Here is a 22,864-nt window from a genome sequence, read left to right as displayed (position 1 = left end):
GTGCTTGGTCACCGTCTTGCCAGCATAGGCCATGCGAAGGCATTGGCACCGCCGCCGGTCTCTGCACAATGGGTGCGCGGGCGAGAGATGAGTGCCTGGGGAGAAGGAAGCCTTAGACCTCTGTCAACGAGCGAGAGCCAATCTGTTGAAAACTCTTCTTAATGGTCCCACGGTGAGTGCAGTATGACACTGCAGACATCTACTCGATGAAACGTTTGGTCCTTGACAACGCCTCCGCTTATCTCCGTTCCTAACCAGTCGGAATGGAACGACGTGGAGATGCTCGTCCATCGCAAGGTGACCAGTGAAGACTATGCGCTTTCGGTGATGGATGCGTTCGACGGCCTTTATGCTGAAGGCGTCGCATCGACCAAGTTCTTCGGTCTCCACATCCATCCGCGGATATCAGCCCAGCCGACGCGGTTTCGCCATCTAAGTGAGATTGTTGAGCATATCGCCGGCCACACTGAAATTTGGCACGCGACCACGGGAGAAATGGTCTCCACAGTCAAGTGAGATTAGACTACTCCAATGTGGGGACGATCATTCTGTTACAAGCGCAATCAACCTGCTGTTCAGAATGCCATTTTTGCAGCCGTATAAGGTGCTTTCGCGGATTGGGCGTAGTTCGTCACCGCCCCTATCCGGAGGTTCGGAATCCAGTGTTGAGCAATCCGCTTTGCGCCAGAAGCGGACGGTTGCGGAGCGGCCAACAAACCTTGTTCAGCGCGTTTGGCCAACGGCACGGAACACACGTTGGCTTGTGGAAGTTAGGATCCAATCACACCTTTGAGTCCGGTATAAAGAGACCCAGCCACGCCGGCACCTGCGCCGAGCAGCGGTCCCGCGGTCTGCGCAAACTCCTGAATCAATCTTGCACGACGTCTCATCTGCTCTCCGCCAACATGCTCTCCGAGCAGGCGGGCAGCCCTAAAGGCAATGGCATTGGGTTTGCCACCCTGCGCCAATGTGTTCGGCAAAATTCGAAAAATAACCATCCCGAGGACATTGCCGGACAGGAATGCCAAACTGATGCTGGCTACATATTCTCCGACCTCACGCCACTCGACGACCGATGCCGGGACAATCGGCACGCTGTCGTTGATTCCGGTAACGACCAGCATGCACCCTACGCTCAGGATGGCCGTGACCAATCCCACCAGCCAAGCGCCGAGTGGCCCAAGCTTATTGAAGGGCATCGAAGCAATTCCGAACAGCAACGGGATCACGATCGATGCAAGACGCAGATATAGCGGTGCAACATTGAGGACGATGGTGATTACAATGTGGGCGGCTACAAGTAACACGGCTGGCAGCAGTACATAGACCGCAAAGTGAATTACGTAGTAGCGGAGCGGACTGGTCAGCCGCGCCAGCGCAACCTCGGCCCGATCCAGCGCGTGCGTTAGATTGTCGATTTCACTGACAAGGTCCTGGACCTCGAGCAGGATCGGACGGACGAAACGCAGGTCACGCGAGCAGTTCTTGCACGCGATGGCTTCATCCCTGATTGTCTCTGTGCAGAACGGGCATTCCATAAGACGCCTCAGCCCTTCCGCTTCGCACGGATGGACGCGATCTCGGTTCTGATCCGGGAAAGTTTAGCCACTGCTGCATCGCGCTTGGCAATCAGGTCCTTGCGTTCCCTCGCCAGTGCTTCGGGAACGGCGATGTCTCTGGAACACCAGCCACAGACCAGTACGGGATCGCTGTTCTCTCGAAAACAGTACGGACAAATGATTGCCATCGCGTCAGCGCGCGACCTTGAGGACGAAACTCGTGCTGCCGGGGCGCCCATCAGAATCCTTGAGATCCACGCGCAGCATGTGCTCGCCGGGAGGTAGAGACGCATCCGGCATATCGATGCCAGCCGGTTGAACGAACACCTTCAACCGTTCCGTCAAGTCCACATTCGGCGTACGAAGATAAATGACCTTTACGGAGGTAACATCGATCGTCGCTCCACCAAATGACAGGAACTTGAGCTGAAAGTGAGTCGGCGATTGGATGTTATCACTGCCGGAAAGGAGCTCGATCTTCGGGCCACGCGTGACACCGCGCCGATCGACGACTACTGCACCTTTCGGCGGCGGCAAGGAGGCCTCCTCTTGTGTGATTAATACCCCCGCGGCCCGCGACGGCACGGATTGACACAGCACGATCAGGCAGGCGAACGTAAAGCAAATTCCTATACGACGTCGCATCATCCCCCCCCCAACGCGATCTATAAACTTATCTGGTGCCCCCATCCCCTATAATGGAGTAGGGCGCCCAGAATAACGGATGTGCGTAAGCAAACTCTGTCTTCCCATCGGCATTCAGATAGCCGGGTCCGTCAGCCAAAGCCATCATGGCCTGACGCTGAGCTTCGCCGCGTGCCAGCTTTGGATCGTCGGCCTGCCGCTTAAACAGATCTGTCATCAACTCTCGCGCGGACTGTGAATGCACCGACCAGTTGGTGACCAGAAGAGCGCGGGTGCCCGCGTAAAAGAACGCCCGGCCAAGGCCCGAGGCGGCTTCTGCGCCGGCGCCGGCGCCCGCACCAGTGTTGCAGGCCGACAGAATGACCCAGTCCGCGTCGAGTTTGAGACCGAGTATCTCCTCCATCGTCAATAGGCCGTCGCCCTCTTCACCTGTCACAGTCGGCGAGGACAATGCAAGCGCCGGCTGGGTCAGCCCATTCAATTCGCCAGGCACGAGGCCATGCGTTGCAAACGCGATAATCTTGAAGCCGGACAGATTTATCGACTTAACGGCTTTCTCCGTCGCTCCCTTGCCTAGGTTCAAGACTTTCGACGGGTCGGCCCGCAGCGCCAAGGCGATCGAGCGCAATTCGTCGGCCGTATCCGGAAGCCGCGGCAACAAGCCAAGCTCCGCGCTATCCACGCCGTCAAGCTTCGGACTGTTGCGCCGCTTCAGCGGCACACCGCGCATGGTATTGGCGTCGGCGGCATCGGCGAGTCGTATTTTTGCATCGATCTGCTCGGCCTCGGCCTGCTGCTCGGTGTTGAAATACGGATCTCCGAACGCGATTATCTCGCTACGATCGGACTTGCCGGGCGGTAGCTGCCGCAAAGTGCGCAATGCGGCTGCGGACGGAACCATGGCGACCGCATGGGTGCGCGCCAGCCAGGGCACATCCCTGTAGCTCGCAAACAGAACCTCCTCATTCTTCTTGATCACCGACGGCTGCGTCGGCAGTAGTGAGAGTGGCAGCAGACCCAGCGCGCCGTTGGTGACGACGATCAGTTTCCTGGCCGGCTTCCAGCCGGCTTCTACGGGCTTGAGGAGCGACGAATACAGGTCATATCCCAATGCCACATCGAAAGCGGGAATATCCGAGATCATAGCCGCCTGCGGCTCGAGCGCTTCGCGCAACTGAGCTACCTTGGTCTGGACATCCGCGGCATTGGACCCAATTGATGCAAAGGCGACCGCACCCGTCTTCGGGACCGCCCAGACGAAGCTTGCGTCCTGGCCGAAATAAAACGATAGCATCGCCTCGTCGGACGCTAGTGTATCGCGAATCTCGTCCACGGATGGCGCTCTTGGCGCGACCAGATCTGCATAAGCCGGAAAAAGCCGATTGATCTCTTGTCGCGCCTTGGTCCGCTCGCTGCGCAGATTGGCGATCGACGCATTCAGCGTCTGCACGCCCTTCTCATCTCGCTCAGCCGATGACAAGGACAACACGTTGTTCAGCGTACCGATTTGCGCATTGATCTGTTTCGACAGATCCTGCTCCTTGCGCACCAGCTCGGCCAGCGCGGGATCCTTGACTGAACTACGCGCGCTCGAAGCCGCCAAGGCCTGCTGCACCGAGCTGCCACGGACGGCGTCCGCCAAGCTGAATGTTTCGACACCGATATCTGCGGACCGGCTCTTCTGCCTGGCCAACATTCTGAAATAGGCTTCTATGATCGCCTGGAAGCGTTGATTCTTGGCCGCAACGACGGTTGTGTCGTCACCGTCTGTATTCTCTCGCGACGATGCGACTAGGATTGGTATTGCGGTCTTGAATTCGCGAATAGCTTCCTCATCGCGTCCTGCTCGCATCAAGCCGATAGCAAGGGTTCCGCGCGCCGACGCCGTATCAAAATGGCTCTCGCCTACGCGTGCGATCTGCTTCTTGACCAACTGGTCAGCCGCGGAAATGCCCGCCTCGATCTGGCCCGAAGCATAGAGCGATGCGATACGCGAGCCGTTCAGTTCGAATACCTGACGCCGCATCGGCTCCCAGTTGGCGATTGCCCTGTCTATCTGGGCATAAACTGCGACGGCGTCACGACTCTTGCGCTGCAAGTTAAGGACGCCGCCAAGCTGTGAAAGCATCTGTACGGTTTGTGGCGCTTCATCCGGAACGCCCGTTGTCTTGCCGATATCGAGTGCCACGCGCAGCAGCTTTTCGGCGTCGGAATGGCGCCCCTGTTCGACCAGGATGCCCGCAAGACCTGCAATGAAACGCGGCGTCGCGTAATGATATTTGCCTTGGTCCTTCAACCGGGACAACAGCGCGCGACGTGCATCGGATTCGGCCTCCGCAAGACGGCCCTGCCGGGCCTTAGTGCGTGCAAGACTGAGCGTGATAAAATCGATGGATTGAAGCAATGCCGACTCCGTCGGCGGATTCTCGCCACTGAGAAGGCCCTTCATGCCTGCGCGCTTGCGGGCTTCCGCAATGCGAAGCGAAGCCTCAGCCTCCTTAAACTGTCCACGTGCCTCGAAAATGGCAGCATTCCCGAGCTCGATCTCCGCCTCCCAATTCTGGCCGTAACGCGCATACGCTGCGCGCATGGAAGGATGGCCACTCGTTCGCGCCTCCTCGATCGCCGGGCGGCTGCGGCGCATGTAGCCTTCTGCCTGAACGATATCGCCCATCTGGATCAGCGAATTGGCAATCGAGCGATTAGCTGTATGTACGAACCCCTTCGCACCCGGCGTGTTCGCGGTGTCGCGCAGTAGCCGCTGATATGTTTCGAGCGCCTTCTTCGGATCGCCCGCACTGCCGTACTGGACAGCCACTAGTTGAACCAGGCGCGCCATCAGTCCGGGCGGAGCAGCACCGCGGCCCGCCTCAATCCCTTTTTCAAGATCGGAGATGGAATCCGTTAGCCGACCGAGCTGGCTTCTTGCGCCCGCACGGTCGAGATAGAACTGCGCAAGCGAGACGCGCGAAGCTCCGCCGGGAGGCTTCACGTCTGCTTCGGCCCTCAGTTGCTCGATCTTTTTCTCGTCCGGCTTCTCGGTATCGAGGATCGCCGTGATATCGGAGATCGAGCGCGGCGGTGCGACAAAGCCGACCGGCAATGCCGTTTCCGGAGCGATCTTCGGCGTGACATCGGCGGGGACGGCGACGGCGACATTGGCACGCCCGTTTGCCGCGTTCAGTCTCGACATCACACAAGAGCGTACTGCGGGAGTGGCCTTCGTCCGGCATGCCTCCAGGCTGCCGCCGCCACCGCGCATGCAGGACATCACAATTGGCTTTCCAACCGACATCCGGCACTGCTCGATCGCAGCTTCCTGCGTGAGCGCAAATGCCGCCTGCGACAACACCGCGAGCGCTGCGCTGATGAAGAGCGTCGCCGATGCGCATAAAGCCACATGCCAAATTATCAATCGCTTGGAAATGACCGCTTGCATGATCACGGCTCCAAAATAACTTATCAAAATATGACGTGATCCTAGCCGCAAACCAATTTGATCGACAAGCGCGTTGAGGCAGGTTCCGCATGGAACCAGGGTTCATTGTAGTAAAGCTCGGAGACGAGATGGCGACCATTTGCCGAGTGTCTTACGTTGCACTAGTGTTGATCGCAGGTACCGCCGGCCTGTTGACGAGCTCTCTGGCGGAAGATTTTGTCCCGCCGTTACGTATGCTTCCTTCTGAAATCGCCAGCCGCGCCGCGTCATTCGCGAAGGATCTCACCTATCCGCAGCCGGTCAAGGCGGGAGATGAACCGACTTCGTCCCAAGCTGCGTTTCTGAAGCCTGACGGCGATGGCCCGTTTCCTGCGCTGGTGATGGTCCATCAGTGCGCAGGTGTGAACCAAGCGATCGTCCTCTGGGCGCGCGAAGCTGTCAGCCTTGGCTATGTCGTTCTCCTGATCGACAGTCTGACGCCTCGGCAGGTTAGCACGTTGTGCTTCGGGCCGCGAAACGGCGTCAATCTATTCCGCGGAGCAAAGGACGCATTTCAAGCGGCGGACCATCTCCGTCAATATCCGTTCGTGGACCCGACTCGGCTATCATTCGTCGGGTTCTCTTGGGGAGCGATGGTTGGCCTTATCGTCTCCAGCGCAAGGTACGCGGAGGCGCTGGGCGGTCGCCCGTTCGCATCCGTTGCAAGTTTCTATCCCGGGTGCTTCCGCGTTTCGCGGCCAAATACGCCGAGCTTTGACATCGTCAGCGATGACATGAACCAGCCGACACTGGTTCTCATGGGCGCCACCGACAATGAAACCCCCGCCAGCGAATGCGTTGAAAAACTGCATGAAGCCAAGTCAGCTGGCTCAGCCGTAGAATGGCATGTCTACCCTGACACTGGCCACTGCTGGGACTGCCGGCAACTCGACGGTCGTAGCAAGACGGATTTACGCGGGAACCTAATTTCTTATAAGTTTAGACAGGACGTCACGACAGACTCATCCAAGCGGTTATTTCAATTCCTAGCCGCTCCGCACCGGGGCAAATAACTGTGGTGACAGACTCTCTCCACAGGAATAGACCCCCGCTCCTCCGACACTGAAGGACTGGCATCTGCGAGGCGCCCTGACTGCAACCGTTCAGGATTGGCGAGAGGCGGTAGTTAGAACGATTTCCTTTCAATACAACCGGATCTTAAAGGACCTACCCGCTCTGGCGGGACAGTTCCGGTACGGTTAATTACAGCGGTATCTGGTTAATCCCATTAGCGGCGATCGCCACGGAGGTTGATGGTGAACGCAGAAACGCCCGTCGCTATCTTTTTTTTGTTGCCTGCCAGGTAGTCCAAGCTAACCAGACGAATTTTACGCTACCCAACAGGTGGCTTCTGTAGCAATCTAAGTTATACTTTTTGGAATTTTGATAGTGACCGTCATACGCCTTTTGATCGCGGCTGGGCTCTACTGCACGTTGGTTACAGCGGCTGCGGCAGAAAAACGAGTCGCGTTGATCGTGGGAAACTCCGCCTACAGTCATGTCGGAAGACTTGCGAATCCGGCGAATGACGCGGCCGCCATCGAAACAGTGTTGAGAAAAGCCGGTTTCGATACGGTCGATTCGCGTCGTGATCTTTCCATAAGTGACACGAGAAAAGTACTGCGGGACTTCACGGCAAAGACGCGTGATGCAGACGTAGCCGTTATCTATTACGCGGGACACGGTATTGAAGTCGACGGCATCAATTACATTATTCCGATCGACGCGACTCTTGAGCAGGACACGGATATCTACGATGAAGCGGTCTCGCTCGACCGTATCCTTGTCGCTGTTGAGCCCGCCAAAAAGCTGCGGCTGGTAATCCTTGATGCTTGTCGCGACAACCCGTTCGCCAAGACCATGAAGCGTACGTTGGGTTCTCGCGCGATTGGCCGAGGCTTGGCAAAGGTTGAGCCTACCACGCCCAATACCATGATTGCGTTCGCCGCCAAAGCAGGTTCGACCGCTTCAGACGGCGCGAGCCGCAATAGCCCGTTTGCCACCGCACTCGTGGATCACCTGCCTAAACCCGGACTGGACCTGCGTAAGGCTTTCGGCTTCATTCGCGACGATGTGATGAAAGCTACCGACAACAAGCAAGAGCCCTATGTTTACGGGTCCCTCGGCGGCAACGACGTGTCGCTAGTGCCGTCGGGTGCGGTTCTATTACCGACTGCAGTTGCCCCCCCATCTTCATTGCCAGGCTCCACCAATGCCGATGCCCGGCGTGACTACGACGCCGCAGTGACGATCGGTACCCAAGCGGTTTGGGAGGCGTTTATTGTCGATTATCCGAGAGGCCTATACACGGAGCTCGCCAAGGCGCAGCGCGCAAAGTTATTGGCCGAGGAAGCTCGCAGCGCCGCGGCCGAGCGATCACGTATCGCTGACGAAGAGAAAGCCCGGCTCGCTGCCGACGGTGCGCGTGCGGCGGAACAAGCGAAAGCAGCGAAAGCCGCGAAGGCAGCCGACGAGGTTCGGATCGCTGCAGAAAAGAAAAAAGCAGCGGAAGACGCCAAGCTAGCCGAAGCAGAGCGTGCCAAGACCGCCGCCGTAGCGAAGGCTGCAGAAGAGGCGCGCGTTGCAGCGGAAAAGAAAAAAGCGGCGGAAGACGCCAAGCTGGCCCAAGCAGAGCGCGCCAAGATCGCCGCGGTAGCGAAGGCTGCGGAAGAAGCACGCGTTGCGGCGGAGAAGAAACACGCTACCGATGGCCCAAATCTACCGGAGAGGAAGCGCGAAGCTGACGGACGCCAGGCGATCTCGCCGAATTTGGATACGGACAGACCTACTGGGCCGGTGGCCAGCGTTGCATCCGATTCGAAGTTCGAAACTTCATCACGATCTGCCGAAAATGCAATTGATATACCTCGTCAAGTACAAGCAGAGCTGCGTAGAGTTGGTTGCAACACCGGAGCCGTTACCAGCGAGTGGAACGGCGCCGCCCAGCGCGCACTCGGTCTCTTTAACAAGCACGCCGGCACCACCCTAGATGTGAAACTTGCAAGTCTTGATGCGCTCGATCTAGTCAAAAGTAAAACCGGCCGCATCTGTCCGCTGGTCTGCGAAAGCGGCTACAAGGCCGATGGCGATCGCTGCACGAAAGTAACATGCCGCGCCGGCTATGAGGTTGGAGACAACAACGCTTGCGAAAAAATCGAAGTCAAGAAGCCGCCGACAAAGCGCGCCCCTTCAACGACCCAGGTAGCGGCGCCCGCAGCGCCGTCCGCGCAAATCATTTGTGGTAATGGTGGCTGCCGCCCAATCGGCAAGGGATGCAAACTAGTGCAGACGCGCAATGGATACGCCGGAAACTTCGAAGTCTGTAACTGAGCACAAATCCGAAATTCCTGTACGCGCCGCGCCGGCGCTGGAGATGTGTCAATCGCTTCGCCGCAGGAGGTGTTCACAATTCACACACGAGCGCGAGCATGAACGTCCGTTTTGCGCCATAAGCGGTCATGGAAATCTTGCATTCGTTCCGTGCGAGACGCGCGCCGCCGACGCTCTGGCCAACAGATTGCGCGTCTCTCTACTATCTCTTATCAGGCAATATTATAGCGCGGAGCTGGCTTGCCGGTTTGAGTCGCGGCGAAAAGTGCCGAGCGTGCCTCGTCGTACCTATCCCAGAGAGTCGCGTCGGCGACCGACGGCCAAGTAACCTTCTCGCCGTTGTCTAGGCCCGACAATGCCGCATCAACCATGTTCTCAGTCGTCATCACCGCTTCCTGGTTGAGTGCCGAGAGAGGAATTCCGGAGTTGTCCCATATCTCAGTTGCGGTTGTAGCCGGGTTGACCAACTGAACCCTGACACCGGTGCTGGCGAGCTCTTCTTGAAGGCCGCGCGTAAAATTTATAACAAAGCCCTTCGTGCCGCTGTAAACAGCGCTGACCGGCAGCGCGTGAATCCCGAGCACCGAAGCAATGTTGATGATCAAGCCGTCATTCGCCTTCACGAAGGCCGGCAGAACGGCATGGGTGAGGCGCGTCAAAGACGTCATGTTGAGCGCAATCTGCGCGAGCGAGTCTTGAAGGAGAGACTGTGCAAGCGGTTTCAGCCGAGCCAAACCAGCATTGTTTACCAGGATTCGGACTGTCGGATTGGTTGATAGAACGCGCTCAACCTTGGCGATGTCATTATCCTTTTCGAGGTCAGCTTGAAGCGATTCTACGTTTACGCCGTGAGCTTTCCGGATCTGGTCGGCTAACCTGCGTACCGTCCGGGAGAAAAGTCAGGATCAGCTTGATCTGCAGGCCTGCCACCGGGTTCGCTCTCGGCTGGTCTCCCGCCGAACAGCGACCATCAACCAGATTCGAGCCTTCCTCATCGAACAGGGCATTGCCGTGCGAACCGGCTCGCGCGCCTTGCGCACCTCACTATTCGAGATTCTGAAGAACCGCAAAGACGAGATATCGCCGCGCATGAGCGATCTGATCATCGGGCTCCATGAGGACTGGCTCCGGCTCGACGAGCGCATAGAGACGACCACGCGCGAGATCGAGGAGATCAGCGAGCACGAGGAGAACTGCACCCGCCTCATGAGTGTGCCTGGCGTTGGGCCATTAATCTCGACGGCCATTGTCGGAGCGATCGGCACGGGTGAGGCTTTCAACCGAGGCCGGGATTTTGGCGCCTGGCTTGGGCTGGTGCCGCGACAGTACAGCACCGGAGGGCGCTCGATCCTGGGCGGCATCTCCAAGCGCGGCAGCCGATACCTGCGAACCCTCTTCATCCAGGCTGCCAAGGTCCTTTTGATGCGACCTCAAAACTGGGCGAAGTTCAGCTTCGGAGAGTGGCTGACCAATGCCGCGCCGAGGATGCATCGCAACAAGCTCGCCGCCGCTCTGGCCAACAAGCTCGCCCGCATTGCCTGGAGCGTGCTCTATAGCGGAAAGGCCTTCGACACCCACAGACTTGAGGCCGAAACCATCTAGGCTCTCGACCTCCAAATCAGTTCGCGATTGAAAAGCTGCATGGACCGGATCGATCGACGTGCTCAGAGCCTGGTGGCGCAAATGGTTACTCGAAAACCTGTCCGCTAATGAGGCCAAAGGTGCGTGCGTATCCCCATCAAGGCCACGGCCCGCGAGCCGATCAACAGGCCGGATACATATCAGCGACTTCCGCTATCCACGCAAACTTTCACTTGCGATCAGCTGCCGGTCCATACATTTGCGCCATGAGCTACCAGCCAAGCGTGGTTCAGACTGTATAGAAAATTCATGTTTCTTATACAGTCGTCGTCTGGATAGCTTTTGCGTATTTCTTATACAGTCAGAAACCGGGTAGATCTTCCATATTCTCCATAACAGTCGGCCTGCCCCCAGCACAGGCACCGATCTTTCGCCATCGGCATCGAGATTATTTAGAAGTCCGCTTTGCGCCAAGAGCCGCCCTCGCGTCACACCTCTAGTCCTTTAGGCCGTATGACCTGAGCCGGCCAATTTGCGGCGCTCGAAGCCCAAATTTCCCCGCGGGAAGAAATGTGCGGCCGCGCGCCAACTTGGAGGAAGCGCGCGGCCGCGGCGCCGCGAGAGCTACGACAGCCTCGTGGCGGACTACTTGCGGCGAACCGCTATCGTATTTTGCGGGCGAAGCCGGCTTCGCTACCCAATGATCGCTTTGACCTCCAGATATTCCTCGAAGCCGAAAACCCCGAACTCGCGCCCGTTGCCAGACTGCTTGTATCCTCCAAACGGCAGGCTGCGGTCGAATGCAGCGCCGTTGAGGTAAACACGCCCTGCGCGGATGCGATTGGCGACGGTGCGCGCTCGGTTGCGATCACGCGATTGCACGAAGCCCGCCAGCCCGAACGGCGTATCATTGGCGATCTCGATGGCCTCATCCTCGCTGTCATAGCTCATGATGGACAGTACGGGACCGAACACCTCCTCGCGCGCGATTCTCATTTGGGACGTCACGTCGCCGAACACGGTGGGGCGAATGTAATATCCGCGATTGAGACCAGCCGGCCGGCCCGTTCCACCCGTTACCAGGGTCGCGCCCTCGTCGATGCCGGACTGGATCAGGTCCTGCACTTTCTCGAACTGTGACTGGCTCACCAAAGGTCCCATGGTGGACGCCGGATCGAGCGGATCGCCAAGACGAATGCTGCCGACGGCTTCACTTGCCGCGGCGAAGGCTGCGTCGCGCTGTGCGCGCGGAATCAGCATGCGCGTGGGCGACTGGCAGTTCTGGCCAGCATTTGTGTAGCAGGCGTGAACGCCCTGTATCACGGCAGCTTTCAGATCGGCATCCGGAAGGATGATATTGGCGGACTTGCCGCCCAGTTCCTGCGCGACACGCTTGACCGTATCCGCGGCCAGCTTGGCCACCCGGACGCCGGCCGTTGTCGATCCGGTGAACGACACCATGTCGATCTCGGGATGGCCGGCGATTGCCTCACCCACCGTCGGACCATCGCCGTTCACCACATTGAACACACCCGCTGGGATGCCGGCCTCATGCACAATCTCGGCGAACAGCATGGAGCTGAGCGGCGCGATCTCGCTGGGCTTGAGAATGACCGTGCAGCCGGCCGCCAGCGCCGGCGCAACCTTGGACGCCACCTGGTTCAACGGCCAGTTCCAAGGCGTGATCAGGCCGCAGACGCCGATCGGCTCGCGACGAACGACCCCGCCTCCCATCGGTTCTTCGAACCTGTAGTCCGCAAGCACGCGCGCAGCTTCCTCGAAATGAAACAGCGCAACGGTCGCCTGGCGCTCCGTCGCAAAGGTGATCGGTGATCCCATTTCCAGCGTCATCATCCGCGCCAGTTCCGGCAGACGTGCCCTGAATCCCTCGATGATCTTCTGAAGATAGACGAGGCGATCTTTCACGCTCACTTCGGAATATGTCGCGAAGGCGCGGCGGGCGGCCTGCGCGGCCCGGTCCACATCCCGGCGAGAGCCCAGGCTAATCCGCGCGAAGGCCTCCTCCGTCGCAGGATTGAAAACTTCAAGAGTTGACGGTGTGACGGGATTCACCCAGGCGCCGTCGATATAGAATTTCAGCTTGTCCATCTTCTCCATCCGTAACGCCTACATAGCCATTGTGTTTGGAGCTCGCGGCCCCGCCGTAGCTATCTCGCCGCAACTCCCGCCGCCGAGTGCTTTAGAGGTGCCTGCCCTCGTCCACGGGCACGACGATCCCCGTCGAGCTAGTCAGGCTGACGATGCAGGCCATCACCGCTCTTGCGACATCGTCGGGCGTCGTGATGCGGGCAAGCGGGAGTTTTTCGGCGACCCACTGCAACTGTTCCCGCGTCCGGCCGGCGACGAAATCCGTATCCACGCCGGCCGGCGAAATGGAAAATACCCGGATTTTCGGTGCGAGCACTTTCGCGAGCGCGATCGTCAACGCGTCGACGCCCGCCTTGGCGGAGAGATAAGCGAGGCTGCTTCCCAGCCCCGTGCGGGCGGCAATGGACGAAATGTTCACAATGGCAGCGCCGCTGCCGCGCTCCAGCAATGGACGGAAAGCGCGCACCATGGCGAAAGGCCCCCGCAGGTTGACGGTCACGGTCCGGTCGAAGATCTCGTCGGTCAGTGCGTCAAGATCGTTGGCGGGCACTGGCGTCGTGGCGCCTCCACAATTGACCAGTACATCGAGCCGGCCGTACTCCTTCTCCACCCGCGCCGCGGCTTCGGCGATAGAGGATGGATCGTCGATCGCGATGCGCAGAGCGAGATGCCCGGTACCCTGCAGCCCGCTCACGACATCTTCCGCCAGCTCCTTGCGGCTGTTGTAGCCGACCACGACAGCCGATCCGCTGGCGGCGAGCCGCGCCGCTGTCGCCTTGCCAATCCCGCTGCCGCCGCCCGTGACGAGCGCCACTGTGGGAGTCGATAGCGCGGGAACATCGATGCGGATCATGTCGGTCACTCAATCACTCCCGATCGTCAGACGACGAGCCCGGACCAGCGCAAGCAGGATAACGCTGCACTGCGCGGTGCCGGCCTCGCCCTTGCTACATTGCAATTTTTGCCGCCTCGATTACCGGCCGCCACTTGGCGAGTTCGGCCGCGACGAATGCCTTGAGATCGTCCGGCGATCCACCGACGCCCAGCAATGCATTCTGCCCGAGAATAGCCTTTCCCTTTTCACTCTGAAGAAAGCCGTTCACGATGCTGTTCAACTTGGCGACGATCTCTGGCGACGTCCCGGTCGGCGCGACCATGGCGTACCACGCTGATGCCTCGAAGCCCTTGAAGCCCGTCTCCTGCACCGTCGGCACGGCCGGCAGTTGCGCGGCCCGCTGGCTGGTCGTGACGGCAAGCGCCTGAACTTTTCCGGAGGTAACCAGCGGTACATAGGTCGGCATGAAGTCGATGACGATATCGATCTGACCGCCAAGCAAATCTGTCATCAGCGGTGATGTGCCGCGATACGGCACGTTGGTCATCTTGACGCCGACGGACCTCTGCACCAATTCCGACGTGATGTGCCCGAGCGTGCCGTTACCGGGATGTCCCACATTGACCTTGTCGGGGTTCTGCTTCGCATAAGCGATCAGCTCTTCGAACGTCTTCGCTGGAAAGTCGGCGCGCGCGGTCACGATGAGCGGGGACTTAGCGACGAGAACGACCGGCGTGAAATCCTTTTCGGAATCATAGGCCAGCCCCTTATACATCAGCTTGTTGAGCGCAATCGGCGCAGGCGTGCCAAACAGGAGCGTGTAGCCGTCAGCGCTCGCCTTGGCCACGGCCGCACCGCCAATGCTACCGCCTGCCCCCGCACGATTGTCGACGATGAACTGCTTGCCGAGCGCCTCGCTCAGTGCCTGGCCGACCGCGCGCGCGAGCGTATCGACGGCGGATCCTGCCGGAAACGGCACGATCATGGTGACGGTCCGTTCCGGCCACCCTTGCGCGGCGGCGTTGTGAATGGGCGTCAGGGCGAGCACGAGACCGCACAGGCCGACTAGCAATGCACGCATGTTTCCTCCGATTTTTAAGATGCAGGCTGTGCCCACTTGTTCAGCGCCATCTTCCGCAGCGCTTTCCCTGTTCGATGTCCTACAATCAAACCGCTATCGAAGTTGCGGAATGTGCCGCCGTTCCGCTGTACGGCATGGCTCGCTCACGCGCTTGCGTGAACAGTCCCCCGGCACGTCTGCCGGGGGCTCTTGTTTTCAACACCGCCCCAGTGGTCGATCAGGCTCAGAACGATCGCAGGATCTGAACCGCGCCGTTGTAGAGGTTCTGATCGCGCACGGCGTAGGATGTGCCCGCCGGCTTGCCCACGACGTTGCCGGTGTAGGTGCCACCCAGGCTCTGATCCATGCGGCTGTAGATGAATTCCGCCGAGAGCGTCAGATTTTGAACGGGCGTCCAGGCTGTTCTGGTGCCGACCTGCGTGGTGGCAAAGTCGAAGTTGTTGCTGGTCCCGGACAGAACGCCGGCGGACGAAGCCGCTGCCGAGGACGAACTGGTGCCGAAGCCCCGCGTGGTCGAGGCGAATGCCCCTGCCAACAGAGCATTGCCCGCGTCGCCGTAAGAGATGTGGCTGTAGTTGGCGAAGAGAGAGGTGCGCCACGCCGGGTTCCAGTAATGCTCGAAGAAGCCGCTGACTTCCCAGGCCGAGCTCTGCACGATCTGGCCGCCGGGCGCATAGACACCATCGAGAACGTAGCCGAAGCCGACCGTGTTGCCATCGAACTTGGCGAACCGCCCGCCACCCAGCGTATCCACCGTCCCAGCGAAGACGTATTTCGCGGCGCCCTTGGCGTAGGAGGCTTCCAGCTTGAGGCTGTCGCCCGCGCCCGTCGGCAGGTTCTTGAACTCGACAGCGCCGCTTACGGCGAAGCCATAGGCATCGTCAGGGTGGCCGGAGGGTTCATTGGTGTAGTATTGCGCCGTCGCCTGATGAAGGGCTGCAGCGAGATGCAGCGTGCCCCATGCCTGATCGAGGCGCAGGTTGCCGACAACGTCCGGCATATGGTTGCCGCCCGTGGCATTGCCGAGGAACGTGTTCGACGACGAACCGTAGAATGCGCCGGTGAACTGCGAGGCACCGGGCGCCACGATGAACGTGTTCACGTTCCACAGGCCGGCATTGCGATAGGGCGACGCATTCTCGAGCGAGATGGTGCCGGAGACGCCGTTGCCGAACGACGCCGTATAGGCCAGCTGCGGGATGCCGGTCGCGTTGTTGGAGCCCGCGAAAAAGCCGGAGGCGATCGTCGGCTTGGCGAGCGCCCATTGCGGGTCGAACTGCGAGACGGCCTTGCCGAAGGTGAAGCCTGCGAACTGGATGAACGCGAAATCCACTTCGACGTAGCCACCGGCGATGCTTTCACGTCCTTGCGCGAAATCGAAATGAATGTTGGAGAATGTGCGGAGCAGACCGTATTCGGTCGCTGTGCGCGTATCGGTGGTCAGCGTCAGGCGCGGCTTGGTGTTGAAATAGTCCTTCGTGTAGAGATTGTTGCCGCCGGCGCCGCCGAACCAGTACGGCACGTCATAATTGCTCGCAGCATTGAAGGCGGTATCGATGCGAAGTGCACCGCCGATCTTGATGCAGGTGTCGGTGCCCGGGATGTAATAGAAGCCCGCGCCGTAAAGCGAACAGATCTTCACATACTCGACCGCCTTGGCCTTCACCGGAAGATCGGCTGCGTATGCACCGCCGATCGCGAGAATCCCTGCCGCCGAGCCGAGAACAAGAGTCTTGATAGTCGTCGTCATTATAGCCCTCCGAATTGCCGTCGTTTCCTCAGTGAAATGTTACTTGGCCGCCCACCGCCGGCTCGCGTTCGTTGTACGCGAGGGCGTAACGCTGTTTTGATATAGGATATTGATGGAGAGATCGGCCTGTCAACGATGGCGGCGAATTTCGGGCCAATGATGAACGGAGTGTGTCATTCGCGTTGCATTGACGCACAAACGAAGGGTACCGTTTCGTCATCGCGAACAACTATCAAAACGCATGCGCGCCGCACGTCGAGAACGATGATAGCGAGCCCGCCAATGGAGCTCGTATCGCCTCGCTGCGAACTGCCGGCGATCGATTTAGTGAGTCGCTCCGCAAGATGCCGCGCGCTGCGGCTCGCGCGCGCGGCGATATCATTGGGCGTGTAGGGCAGCGCATCCATGGTCGGCGTATGAATGCCGCCGAACTATTGTCGAACCGGCGTCGTTCGATCCCGCAGCGGATGCGGACTGCTGTTTGGCGCGCTCCGTCAGCTCACGCCGCCATCGGCGATGATCGTACGCCCGGTGAGCCATTTCGCCTCCGGCGACGCGAGGAATAGCGCAACACCGGCGATGTCGTCGGTCTGCCCGACGCGACCGAGCGGCGTCATCGCCGCGATCCCTGCGCCGCGCTCGGCCAGGATCTGCGTCGTCATGTCGGTCTCGATCACGCCGGGCGCGATCGTGTTGACTGTGATCCCGCGCGGGCCGAATTCCTTGGCGAGCGCATGCGACAGGGCAGCAACCGCCGCCTTGGAGGCCGCATAGATCGAGGTGGTCGGGATCGGCCGGGTAGCGAGTGCGGAGGAGAAATTGATGATCCGTCCTCCCGGCGCGGTCAGATGCGGGAGCGCCGCCTGAATAACAGCGATCGTGCCGAGGACATTGGTATCGAAGGTGGCGCGGAACAGCTCGGGGTCGACCGCCTCGAACGGCCGATATTCCGCGATACCGGCGCAGTTGACCAGAATGTCGAGATGCCCGAACCGCGCAATGACCTGTGCGACCATCGTCCGCGCCTCGTGCGGATTGGAAATGTCACCAGCAACGCCGATGCCTTGTGCCCCCAACTCGGCGATATCACCGAGTACCGCATGCGCCGCCGCGGACTCATTGCGGTAGCCGATCGCCACACGACAGCCCGCGCCGGCAAAACGCCGTGCGATCGCAGCTCCCATCCCGCGCGACCCGCCCGTGACCAGCACGACCTTGTTGCTCAACGAATCCCGGTCGGGCCGCCCTTGATCGCTGGTGCTCATGACCTGCCTCTTTCCGTGGGAGTGACTACTGCGATGCCGGCGTGCGGCGCCATGTCTTCGACTGCCTTTTGCAATCGCAGGCTCCATTGCCTCAGATACACTTCGCGGCCTTCGGCATCGACGCGCGGCGCGGCGTAAGCGACGAAGGGTTCAAGAGCTGTCATGCCAAGATACTCGATCATCAGGCGCTGTGCCGGCCACAGCACAGTCTGGATATCGCCATAAGCGTCGCCAGCCGAGAACCGTTGCCGGGTGCCGCCGGTGCTGAGGCACAGCAGACCGCGCTTGTCGGGAAAGAAGCCGCTGTCGAAGCGGCGGCCATCGGCATAGGCGAAGCCAAAGGCAAGGACGCGGTCGAACCAGCCCTTCAGAATGGCCGGCATGCCGCCCCACCAGATCGGATAGAGCCAGACGACAAGATCGGCGTCGCGAAGGCGCTGCTGCTCACGCACGAGGTCGGCCGCGAAACCGCCGGTGCCATGCGCATGGGCCTGTTCGGTCTGATAGTGAAAACGTCCCGCGTCCGCCACGGCATTGAAGTCGTGTCGGCCGGCGACCGGATCGAACCGTTCGGCATACAGATCGGACACCACCACCGCGTGGCCGGCCTGCCGCAATGTCGCGACACCGGCATCCTTCAGGGCACCCGTGAAGGAGGTCGGCTCGGGATGCGCATAGATCATCAGGACGTTCATCGCGATACTCTCGCAAGCGACATCATTGGATCAGGCGCTCTTAGCCCGGCCGGCGAACAACCCACTGGGGAAAAACAGCAGCACGATGAGCAGCACCGTCAGCGCCACGATGTTCTTGAAGCCCGCGCCGAAGAACACGATGGCACCGGACTGGATGACGCCAAGGAAGATGCCGCCGATCAGCGCCGCCGGCGCACTGCCGAAGCCCCCGATGATCGCCGCGATGAAGCCGTTGATGCCGAACGGCCCGCCGACGCTGTACGCCGTATATTGCGTTGGCGTGATGAGAATGCCGGCTGCGGCGCCCAGCGCTGCACTGAGTGCGAAGGACACGATCAGCATGCGCTCGACGGGAATGCCGAGCAATGCGGCGGCCTCGCGGTTCTGCGAACAGGCCCGCAAAGCGCGTCCCATCCGCGTGCGGTTGAAGAATTGCGTCAGAGCGAACACCATCAGGGCGCCGCAGCCGAGCACCCAGAACAACTGATAGCCGATCGCGATCGGCCCGATCTTCAACGGCCCGCCGGATGTGAATTCAGGGTAGGTCCGCGGCTGATCGCCCAGCGTGAGAATGACGACCTGTTCGATCAGAAGCTGGATAGCCAGAGTCGCGAGAATGATCGCGAACAGCGGCGCTTTGCGACGCCACATCGGATTGATGATGGTGATCTGGACGAGAACACCGATGCCCGCGACCAGGATTGTCGACAGCACCGCCGAGACATAGATCGGCAGGCCGAATTGCGTCAGCAGCGTATGTGCGAACATGCCGCCGAGCATGACGAACACGCCCTGCGCGAAATTGACGATACCGCTGGCGTTGTAGATGACGCAAAATCCGATCGCGACCAGTCCGTAGATTAGTCCGATACCGACGCCGTTGACCAGACTCTGAACGAGTTCGACTGCGCTAGGCATTGGCTGCCTCCTCTACGCCGAGATAGGCGGCAATGACTTCGGGATGGACCTTGATTTCGTCCGGCGTGCCTTCGGCGATCTTTCGTCCGAAATCGAGCACCGCGATCCGGTGCGCGATCCGTGTGACCAGTCCGACATCGTGTTCGATCAGCAGCACCGTGGTGCCTTGGCGGTTGATCTTCTGGATGATGTGCGCGAGCGCGTCGGTCTCCTGCGTATTGAGACCGGCGGCGGGCTCGTCGAGCAGTAGCAGCCGCGGCTTGGATGCGAGCGCGCGTGCGACTTCGAGCAGTCGTTGTTGACCATAGGGCAGCAATTCGGCATCGAGATCGGCCTGCGCGCCAAGCCCGACGAAATCGAGCAGTTCGCGCGCCCGCTCGTGAACCTCGGCTTCCTGCCGGCGAAACCAGGATGGCCGCAGCAGTGCCGCGGCGACGCCGCCGCGGGTCGCGAGGTGGCAACCGACCTCGACATTCTCGGCGACGGACATGCCCTTGAACAGCTGCACGAGCTGAAACGTCCGGATCAACCCCATAGCGGCGATCTGATCCTGGCGCATGCGGGTGGTGTCGCGGCCATCGAATGCGATGCTTCCCGAGGTCGAACTCAGGAAACCGGAGATCATGCTGAAGAACGTCGTCTTGCCCGCACCGTTCGGGCCGATGACCGCGAACAGGCTGCCTTGCGGCACGTCGAGATCGATCTCGTTATTGGCGAGCAGCCCGCCGAAACGCTTGGTCAGACCCTTGACCTTGAGGAGCGCCATGGTCACGCCTCCCCTTTGTCTTTGCGCGGGCGAAACAGTCCACCGAGCGCCGACAGGCCCGTGGGCGCATAGATCAGCATCAGCAGCAGCACCAGCGCATAGGCGATGTCCTGGAAGCGGCCGGTGCTGCGGAAGATCTCCGGCAGCAGAGATGCAACAATGGCGCCGACGACCGGACCGATCAGCGTGCCGACGCCTCCGACATAGAGCATCGTAAAGGTCACGATGACCATCTGCGGGCCGAACACTTCGGGACTGATGAAGCCAACCGTATGCGCGAACAGCGATCCGGCGGCCGACGCATACAATCCGGCGATGACGAAGGCGATAAGCTTGAAGCGCGAAATCCGAATGCCGAGCGCAGCGGCGCCGTTCTCGCTTCCGGAAATGGCGCGCAGTCCGCGGCCGAAACGGGAATCGCGCAGGCGCTGCGAGATCCAGAAACCGACCAGCAGCAGCCCACCGAGGCAGAGCAGCTTCAGCCGTTCGTCCTCGACGGTCAGGCTGCCGATGCCGAGCGGTGGAATGCCAGCATAGCCCATATAGCCCTGGGTCAGGCTGGTCCACTGGACCGAGATGTCATAAGTAATGAGGCCCAGCGCGAAGGTCGCCATCGCGAGATAGTGGCCGCGCAGACGCAGCGTCGGATAGCCAATCACCAGCGCGGCTATTCCCGCCACGCCCATCGAGGCGATCAGGGCAAGCACAGGCTCCCAGTTGTACTGCACACAGAGAATGGCGCTGCCATAGCCGCCGATGCAGGCGAAGGCGTTCTGGCCGAACGAGGCCTGCCCCGTATAGCCCATGAAGAAATTCAATCCGAGGCAGAAGATGCCATAGATCATCGCGAGCTGCATCACCGTCAGCAGATAGCCGCCATAGATCAGCACGGCGACAAACAGCAGCGCGCCTGCCCCAAGCAGGCCGATGGAGAACCGGTCGAGACGCGCAACCGGCTTAGGTGAAGTAATAGCGAGCAAGGTCATGGTGCGATTCAATCTCGTGCGTCGGCAACTCGGCCCGAACGCTTCCAGAGGCAAGAATGTAAACGCGCTGGGCGAGTTTGAGCGCCAGCGGCGCTTTCTGCTCGACCAGCAAGATACCCAGACCCCCCTTGTTGAGGGCGCCGAGCGTCGACAGGATTTCGGAAGCGACGCGCGGCGCAAGGCCGAGCGACGGCTCGTCGAGAATGAGCAGTTTTGGATCGGCCATCAGTGCCCGGCCGACAGCCAGCATCTGCTGCTCACCGCCGGACATGGACGATGCGGTCTGGTCGATACGCTCGCGCAGCCGTGGAAACAGGGAGAACACCTTCTCCAGCTGCCGCTCGCTGTGGGCCTGCGGTCCGGACAGTTTGTAGGCGCCGAGTTGCAGATTCTCCCGCACGCTCATGTCACCGAACAGGCCCCGCCCTTCCTGCACCATGATGATACCGAGCCCGGCCAGCTCATGGGTGCGTAGATGAGTGACATCCCGGCCGTTGAACACAATCTGCCCGGTGCTGGCGATCAGCCGCGTGATGGCGCGAAGCAAGGTGGTCTTGCCGGCTCCGTTCGGTCCCAGAATGGTCACGAACTCACCGGGCGCCACATGGAGCGCGGTCGACCGCAGCGCTTCGATATGACCGTAGCGGGCCGTCAGATCGCGGACAGCGATCAGGGGGACAATGTCCGCCATCGCCGTCACTTCTTGAGAACCAGAACGCCGTCCTTCACGAAGGCGATCACGTAGGGATTCTTGATAATCCCGATATGGTTCTCCGCGCTGAAGTCGTAGGACGCGCCCGCACCGTCGTAATGGCCGAGTTTCTCGAATGCATCGCGTACGGCCGTCCCATCGGTCGAATTCGCCTTCTTCATGGCGGCAGCCATCATCATGATCGAGTCCCAGGCGCGCGAGGCCTGTGCGTTGTCGGACTTGCCGAACTTCGCCTTCATCGCCCTGACGAACGGCTCCGCAGCCGCGCGGGCGGTGGGATCTGTGATAACGTTGATGTCGTCGGCTGCCACCTGAATAAGCGGCGACGGGATCAGATACTGGTCGCCAAGCACCTTGCCCGCCGAGAGCAGAATATCGAGCTCGTTGATACTGCCCAACATCAGCATCTTGGTCAGGCCGAGGCTGCGGATGTTGTTGACGACGGTTACCACCGCATTGCCTTGCCCCAGCATGATGATCGCCCCGGCGCCAGCCGCATTGATGCGCCCGATCTGAACGCTGAAGTCGGCGTCGTCCTGCTGGTAGGACTCGTTGGCCACGACGGTCAGTCCGAATTCCTCGGCGCCCTTTTCCGCTAGGCCGCGCATCAAAAGGCTGTACGGGCTCGGATCGGAGAGGATTCCGACCTTACGGATATCGGTCTTGTCCTTGAGATACCGATAGCGCGCATCCACCTCGAATTTGGGTGGCGGCAGGAACTGGAAGGCCCACTTCTGCTCATCCGGCTGGCGCGGCAGAATGGAACAGAGAAACATCGGCAACTTGGCTCTGGAGACGAAGCTCGCGGCGGCAAAGTTGCCGGCCGAGATGCAGCCGCTGTCGAAGGCGGCGACCTTGTCGTCTGTCATCATTTTCCGATAGACGACCACTGCCTGCTGCGGCGTCGACTTGTTGTCTTCGATCACCAGTTCGAGCTTCTTGCCCAGGACGCCGCCTTGCGCATTGACCGCCTCAATGGCGATCTGCATCCCGTCACGCCAGTGACCGTCGGTCGCCGACCCGTATCCCGTCAAACCCAGCGACGATCCGATCTTGATCGTCTGCTGCGCTGACGCCGGCAGTGCCAGCGCGAGCGCGAACAGCGTGGCGCAAATTGACGCCTTGTGTGGTCTCATGTCTCCGTCCCCCTGTCT

The 22,864-nt window shown here is 60.3% G+C and carries 19 protein-coding genes and 1 pseudogene; 5 read left to right on the top strand and 15 right to left on the bottom strand.

Going from position 1 to position 22,864, the window contains the following annotated elements:
- The first annotated feature begins 273 nt into the window (after positions 1–273).
- Positions 274–516 carry a hypothetical protein gene (locus LPB73_RS02745; protein ID WP_231079528.1) on the top strand — a complete coding sequence of 81 codons (243 nt, stop codon included), beginning with the start codon at positions 274–276 and terminating at the stop codon, positions 514–516.
- 254 nt (positions 517–770) lie between these two features.
- Here the strand turns inward: LPB73_RS02745 and LPB73_RS02740 are convergent, their stop codons facing one another.
- The 3 genes from LPB73_RS02740 to LPB73_RS02730 form a co-directional block, all read right to left on the bottom strand.
- Entirely contained in the window at positions 771–1,538 is a 768-nt protein-coding gene (locus tag LPB73_RS02740; protein WP_231079527.1) for a hypothetical protein, read from the bottom strand.
- Between the two features lie 213 nt (positions 1,539–1,751).
- On the bottom strand, positions 1,752–2,204 hold the full coding sequence (locus tag LPB73_RS02735) for a hypothetical protein (RefSeq protein ID WP_184511667.1): 453 nt from the start codon (positions 2,202–2,204) through the stop codon (positions 1,752–1,754).
- Positions 2,205–2,232: 28 nt separating this feature from the next.
- Entirely contained in the window at positions 2,233–5,397 is a 3,165-nt protein-coding gene (locus LPB73_RS02730; protein ID WP_231079526.1) for a CHAT domain-containing tetratricopeptide repeat protein, read from the bottom strand.
- A 67-nt stretch (positions 5,398–5,464) separates the two neighbouring features.
- Between LPB73_RS02730 and LPB73_RS02725 the strand changes: the two genes are divergently transcribed.
- The 3 genes from LPB73_RS02725 to LPB73_RS02715 all read left to right on the top strand — a co-directional run bounded on the left by LPB73_RS02725 (position 5,465) and on the right by LPB73_RS02715 (position 9,012).
- Entirely contained in the window at positions 5,465–5,662 is a 198-nt protein-coding gene (locus LPB73_RS02725; protein WP_231079525.1) for a hypothetical protein, read from the top strand.
- 70 nt (positions 5,663–5,732) lie between these two features.
- Positions 5,733–6,695, top strand: a complete 963-nt coding sequence (locus tag LPB73_RS02720; protein WP_231079524.1) for a dienelactone hydrolase family protein — start codon at positions 5,733–5,735, stop codon at positions 6,693–6,695.
- Positions 6,696–7,080: 385 nt separating this feature from the next.
- Complete coding sequence (locus LPB73_RS02715; protein WP_231081048.1) at positions 7,081–9,012, top strand: caspase family protein; 1,932 nt, start codon at positions 7,081–7,083, stop codon at positions 9,010–9,012.
- Between the two features lie 212 nt (positions 9,013–9,224).
- On the opposite strand, the gene LPB73_RS02710 is transcribed toward LPB73_RS02715, so the two are convergent.
- A complete protein-coding gene (locus LPB73_RS02710; protein ID WP_231081047.1) occupies positions 9,225–9,875 on the bottom strand; it encodes an SDR family NAD(P)-dependent oxidoreductase in 651 nt (216 codons plus the stop codon).
- Between the two features lie 10 nt (positions 9,876–9,885).
- Here LPB73_RS02710 and LPB73_RS02705 point away from each other — a divergent pair.
- Positions 9,886–10,614: pseudogene (locus LPB73_RS02705) on the top strand (IS110 family transposase); the annotation flags it as partial.
- A 672-nt stretch (positions 10,615–11,286) separates the two neighbouring features.
- Here the strand turns inward: LPB73_RS02705 and LPB73_RS02700 are convergent.
- The 11 genes from LPB73_RS02700 to LPB73_RS02650 form a co-directional block, all read right to left on the bottom strand.
- A complete protein-coding gene (locus LPB73_RS02700; protein ID WP_231079523.1) occupies positions 11,287–12,702 on the bottom strand; it encodes an aldehyde dehydrogenase family protein in 1,416 nt (471 codons plus the stop codon).
- Positions 12,703–12,793: 91 nt separating this feature from the next.
- Entirely contained in the window at positions 12,794–13,555 is a 762-nt protein-coding gene (locus tag LPB73_RS02695) for an SDR family NAD(P)-dependent oxidoreductase (protein WP_231081046.1), read from the bottom strand.
- Positions 13,556–13,649: 94 nt separating this feature from the next.
- The gene (locus LPB73_RS02690) at positions 13,650–14,618 is read right to left on the bottom strand and encodes a Bug family tripartite tricarboxylate transporter substrate binding protein (protein ID WP_120286764.1); all 969 of its coding nucleotides are present in this window, start codon (positions 14,616–14,618) and stop codon (positions 13,650–13,652) included.
- A gap of 223 nt (positions 14,619–14,841) precedes the next feature.
- The gene (locus LPB73_RS02685) at positions 14,842–16,368 is read right to left on the bottom strand and encodes a porin (protein WP_231079522.1); all 1,527 of its coding nucleotides are present in this window, start codon (positions 16,366–16,368) and stop codon (positions 14,842–14,844) included.
- A gap of 494 nt (positions 16,369–16,862) precedes the next feature.
- Entirely contained in the window at positions 16,863–17,633 is a 771-nt protein-coding gene (locus LPB73_RS02680) for an SDR family NAD(P)-dependent oxidoreductase (protein WP_120286762.1), read from the bottom strand.
- Positions 17,630–18,328 carry an NAD(P)H-dependent oxidoreductase gene (locus LPB73_RS02675; RefSeq protein WP_231079521.1) on the bottom strand — a complete coding sequence of 233 codons (699 nt, stop codon included), beginning with the start codon at positions 18,326–18,328 and terminating at the stop codon, positions 17,630–17,632. Before LPB73_RS02675 ends, LPB73_RS02680 begins: the two co-directional genes overlap by 4 nt.
- 30 nt (positions 18,329–18,358) lie before the next feature.
- Complete coding sequence (locus tag LPB73_RS02670; RefSeq protein ID WP_120286760.1) at positions 18,359–19,246, bottom strand: branched-chain amino acid ABC transporter permease; 888 nt, start codon at positions 19,244–19,246, stop codon at positions 18,359–18,361.
- Positions 19,239–20,012, bottom strand: a complete 774-nt coding sequence (locus tag LPB73_RS02665; protein WP_120286759.1) for an ABC transporter ATP-binding protein — start codon at positions 20,010–20,012, stop codon at positions 19,239–19,241. The genes LPB73_RS02670 and LPB73_RS02665 overlap by 8 nt, the downstream gene beginning before the upstream one ends.
- Before the next feature lie 2 nt (positions 20,013–20,014).
- Positions 20,015–20,998, bottom strand: a complete 984-nt coding sequence (locus LPB73_RS02660; protein ID WP_231079520.1) for a branched-chain amino acid ABC transporter permease — start codon at positions 20,996–20,998, stop codon at positions 20,015–20,017.
- A complete protein-coding gene (locus tag LPB73_RS02655) occupies positions 20,970–21,689 on the bottom strand; it encodes an ABC transporter ATP-binding protein (RefSeq protein ID WP_231079519.1) in 720 nt (239 codons plus the stop codon). The genes LPB73_RS02660 and LPB73_RS02655 overlap by 29 nt, the downstream gene beginning before the upstream one ends.
- Before the next feature lie 5 nt (positions 21,690–21,694).
- Entirely contained in the window at positions 21,695–22,846 is a 1,152-nt protein-coding gene (locus LPB73_RS02650) for an ABC transporter substrate-binding protein (protein ID WP_231079518.1), read from the bottom strand.
- Positions 22,847–22,864: the final 18 nt, after the last annotated feature.

The sequence above is a fragment of the Tardiphaga sp. 37S4 genome (assembly GCF_021044645.1).
Lineage (GTDB): Bacteria > Pseudomonadota > Alphaproteobacteria > Rhizobiales > Xanthobacteraceae > Tardiphaga > Tardiphaga robiniae.
This window is presented reverse-complemented; position numbering and strand designations above follow the sequence as displayed.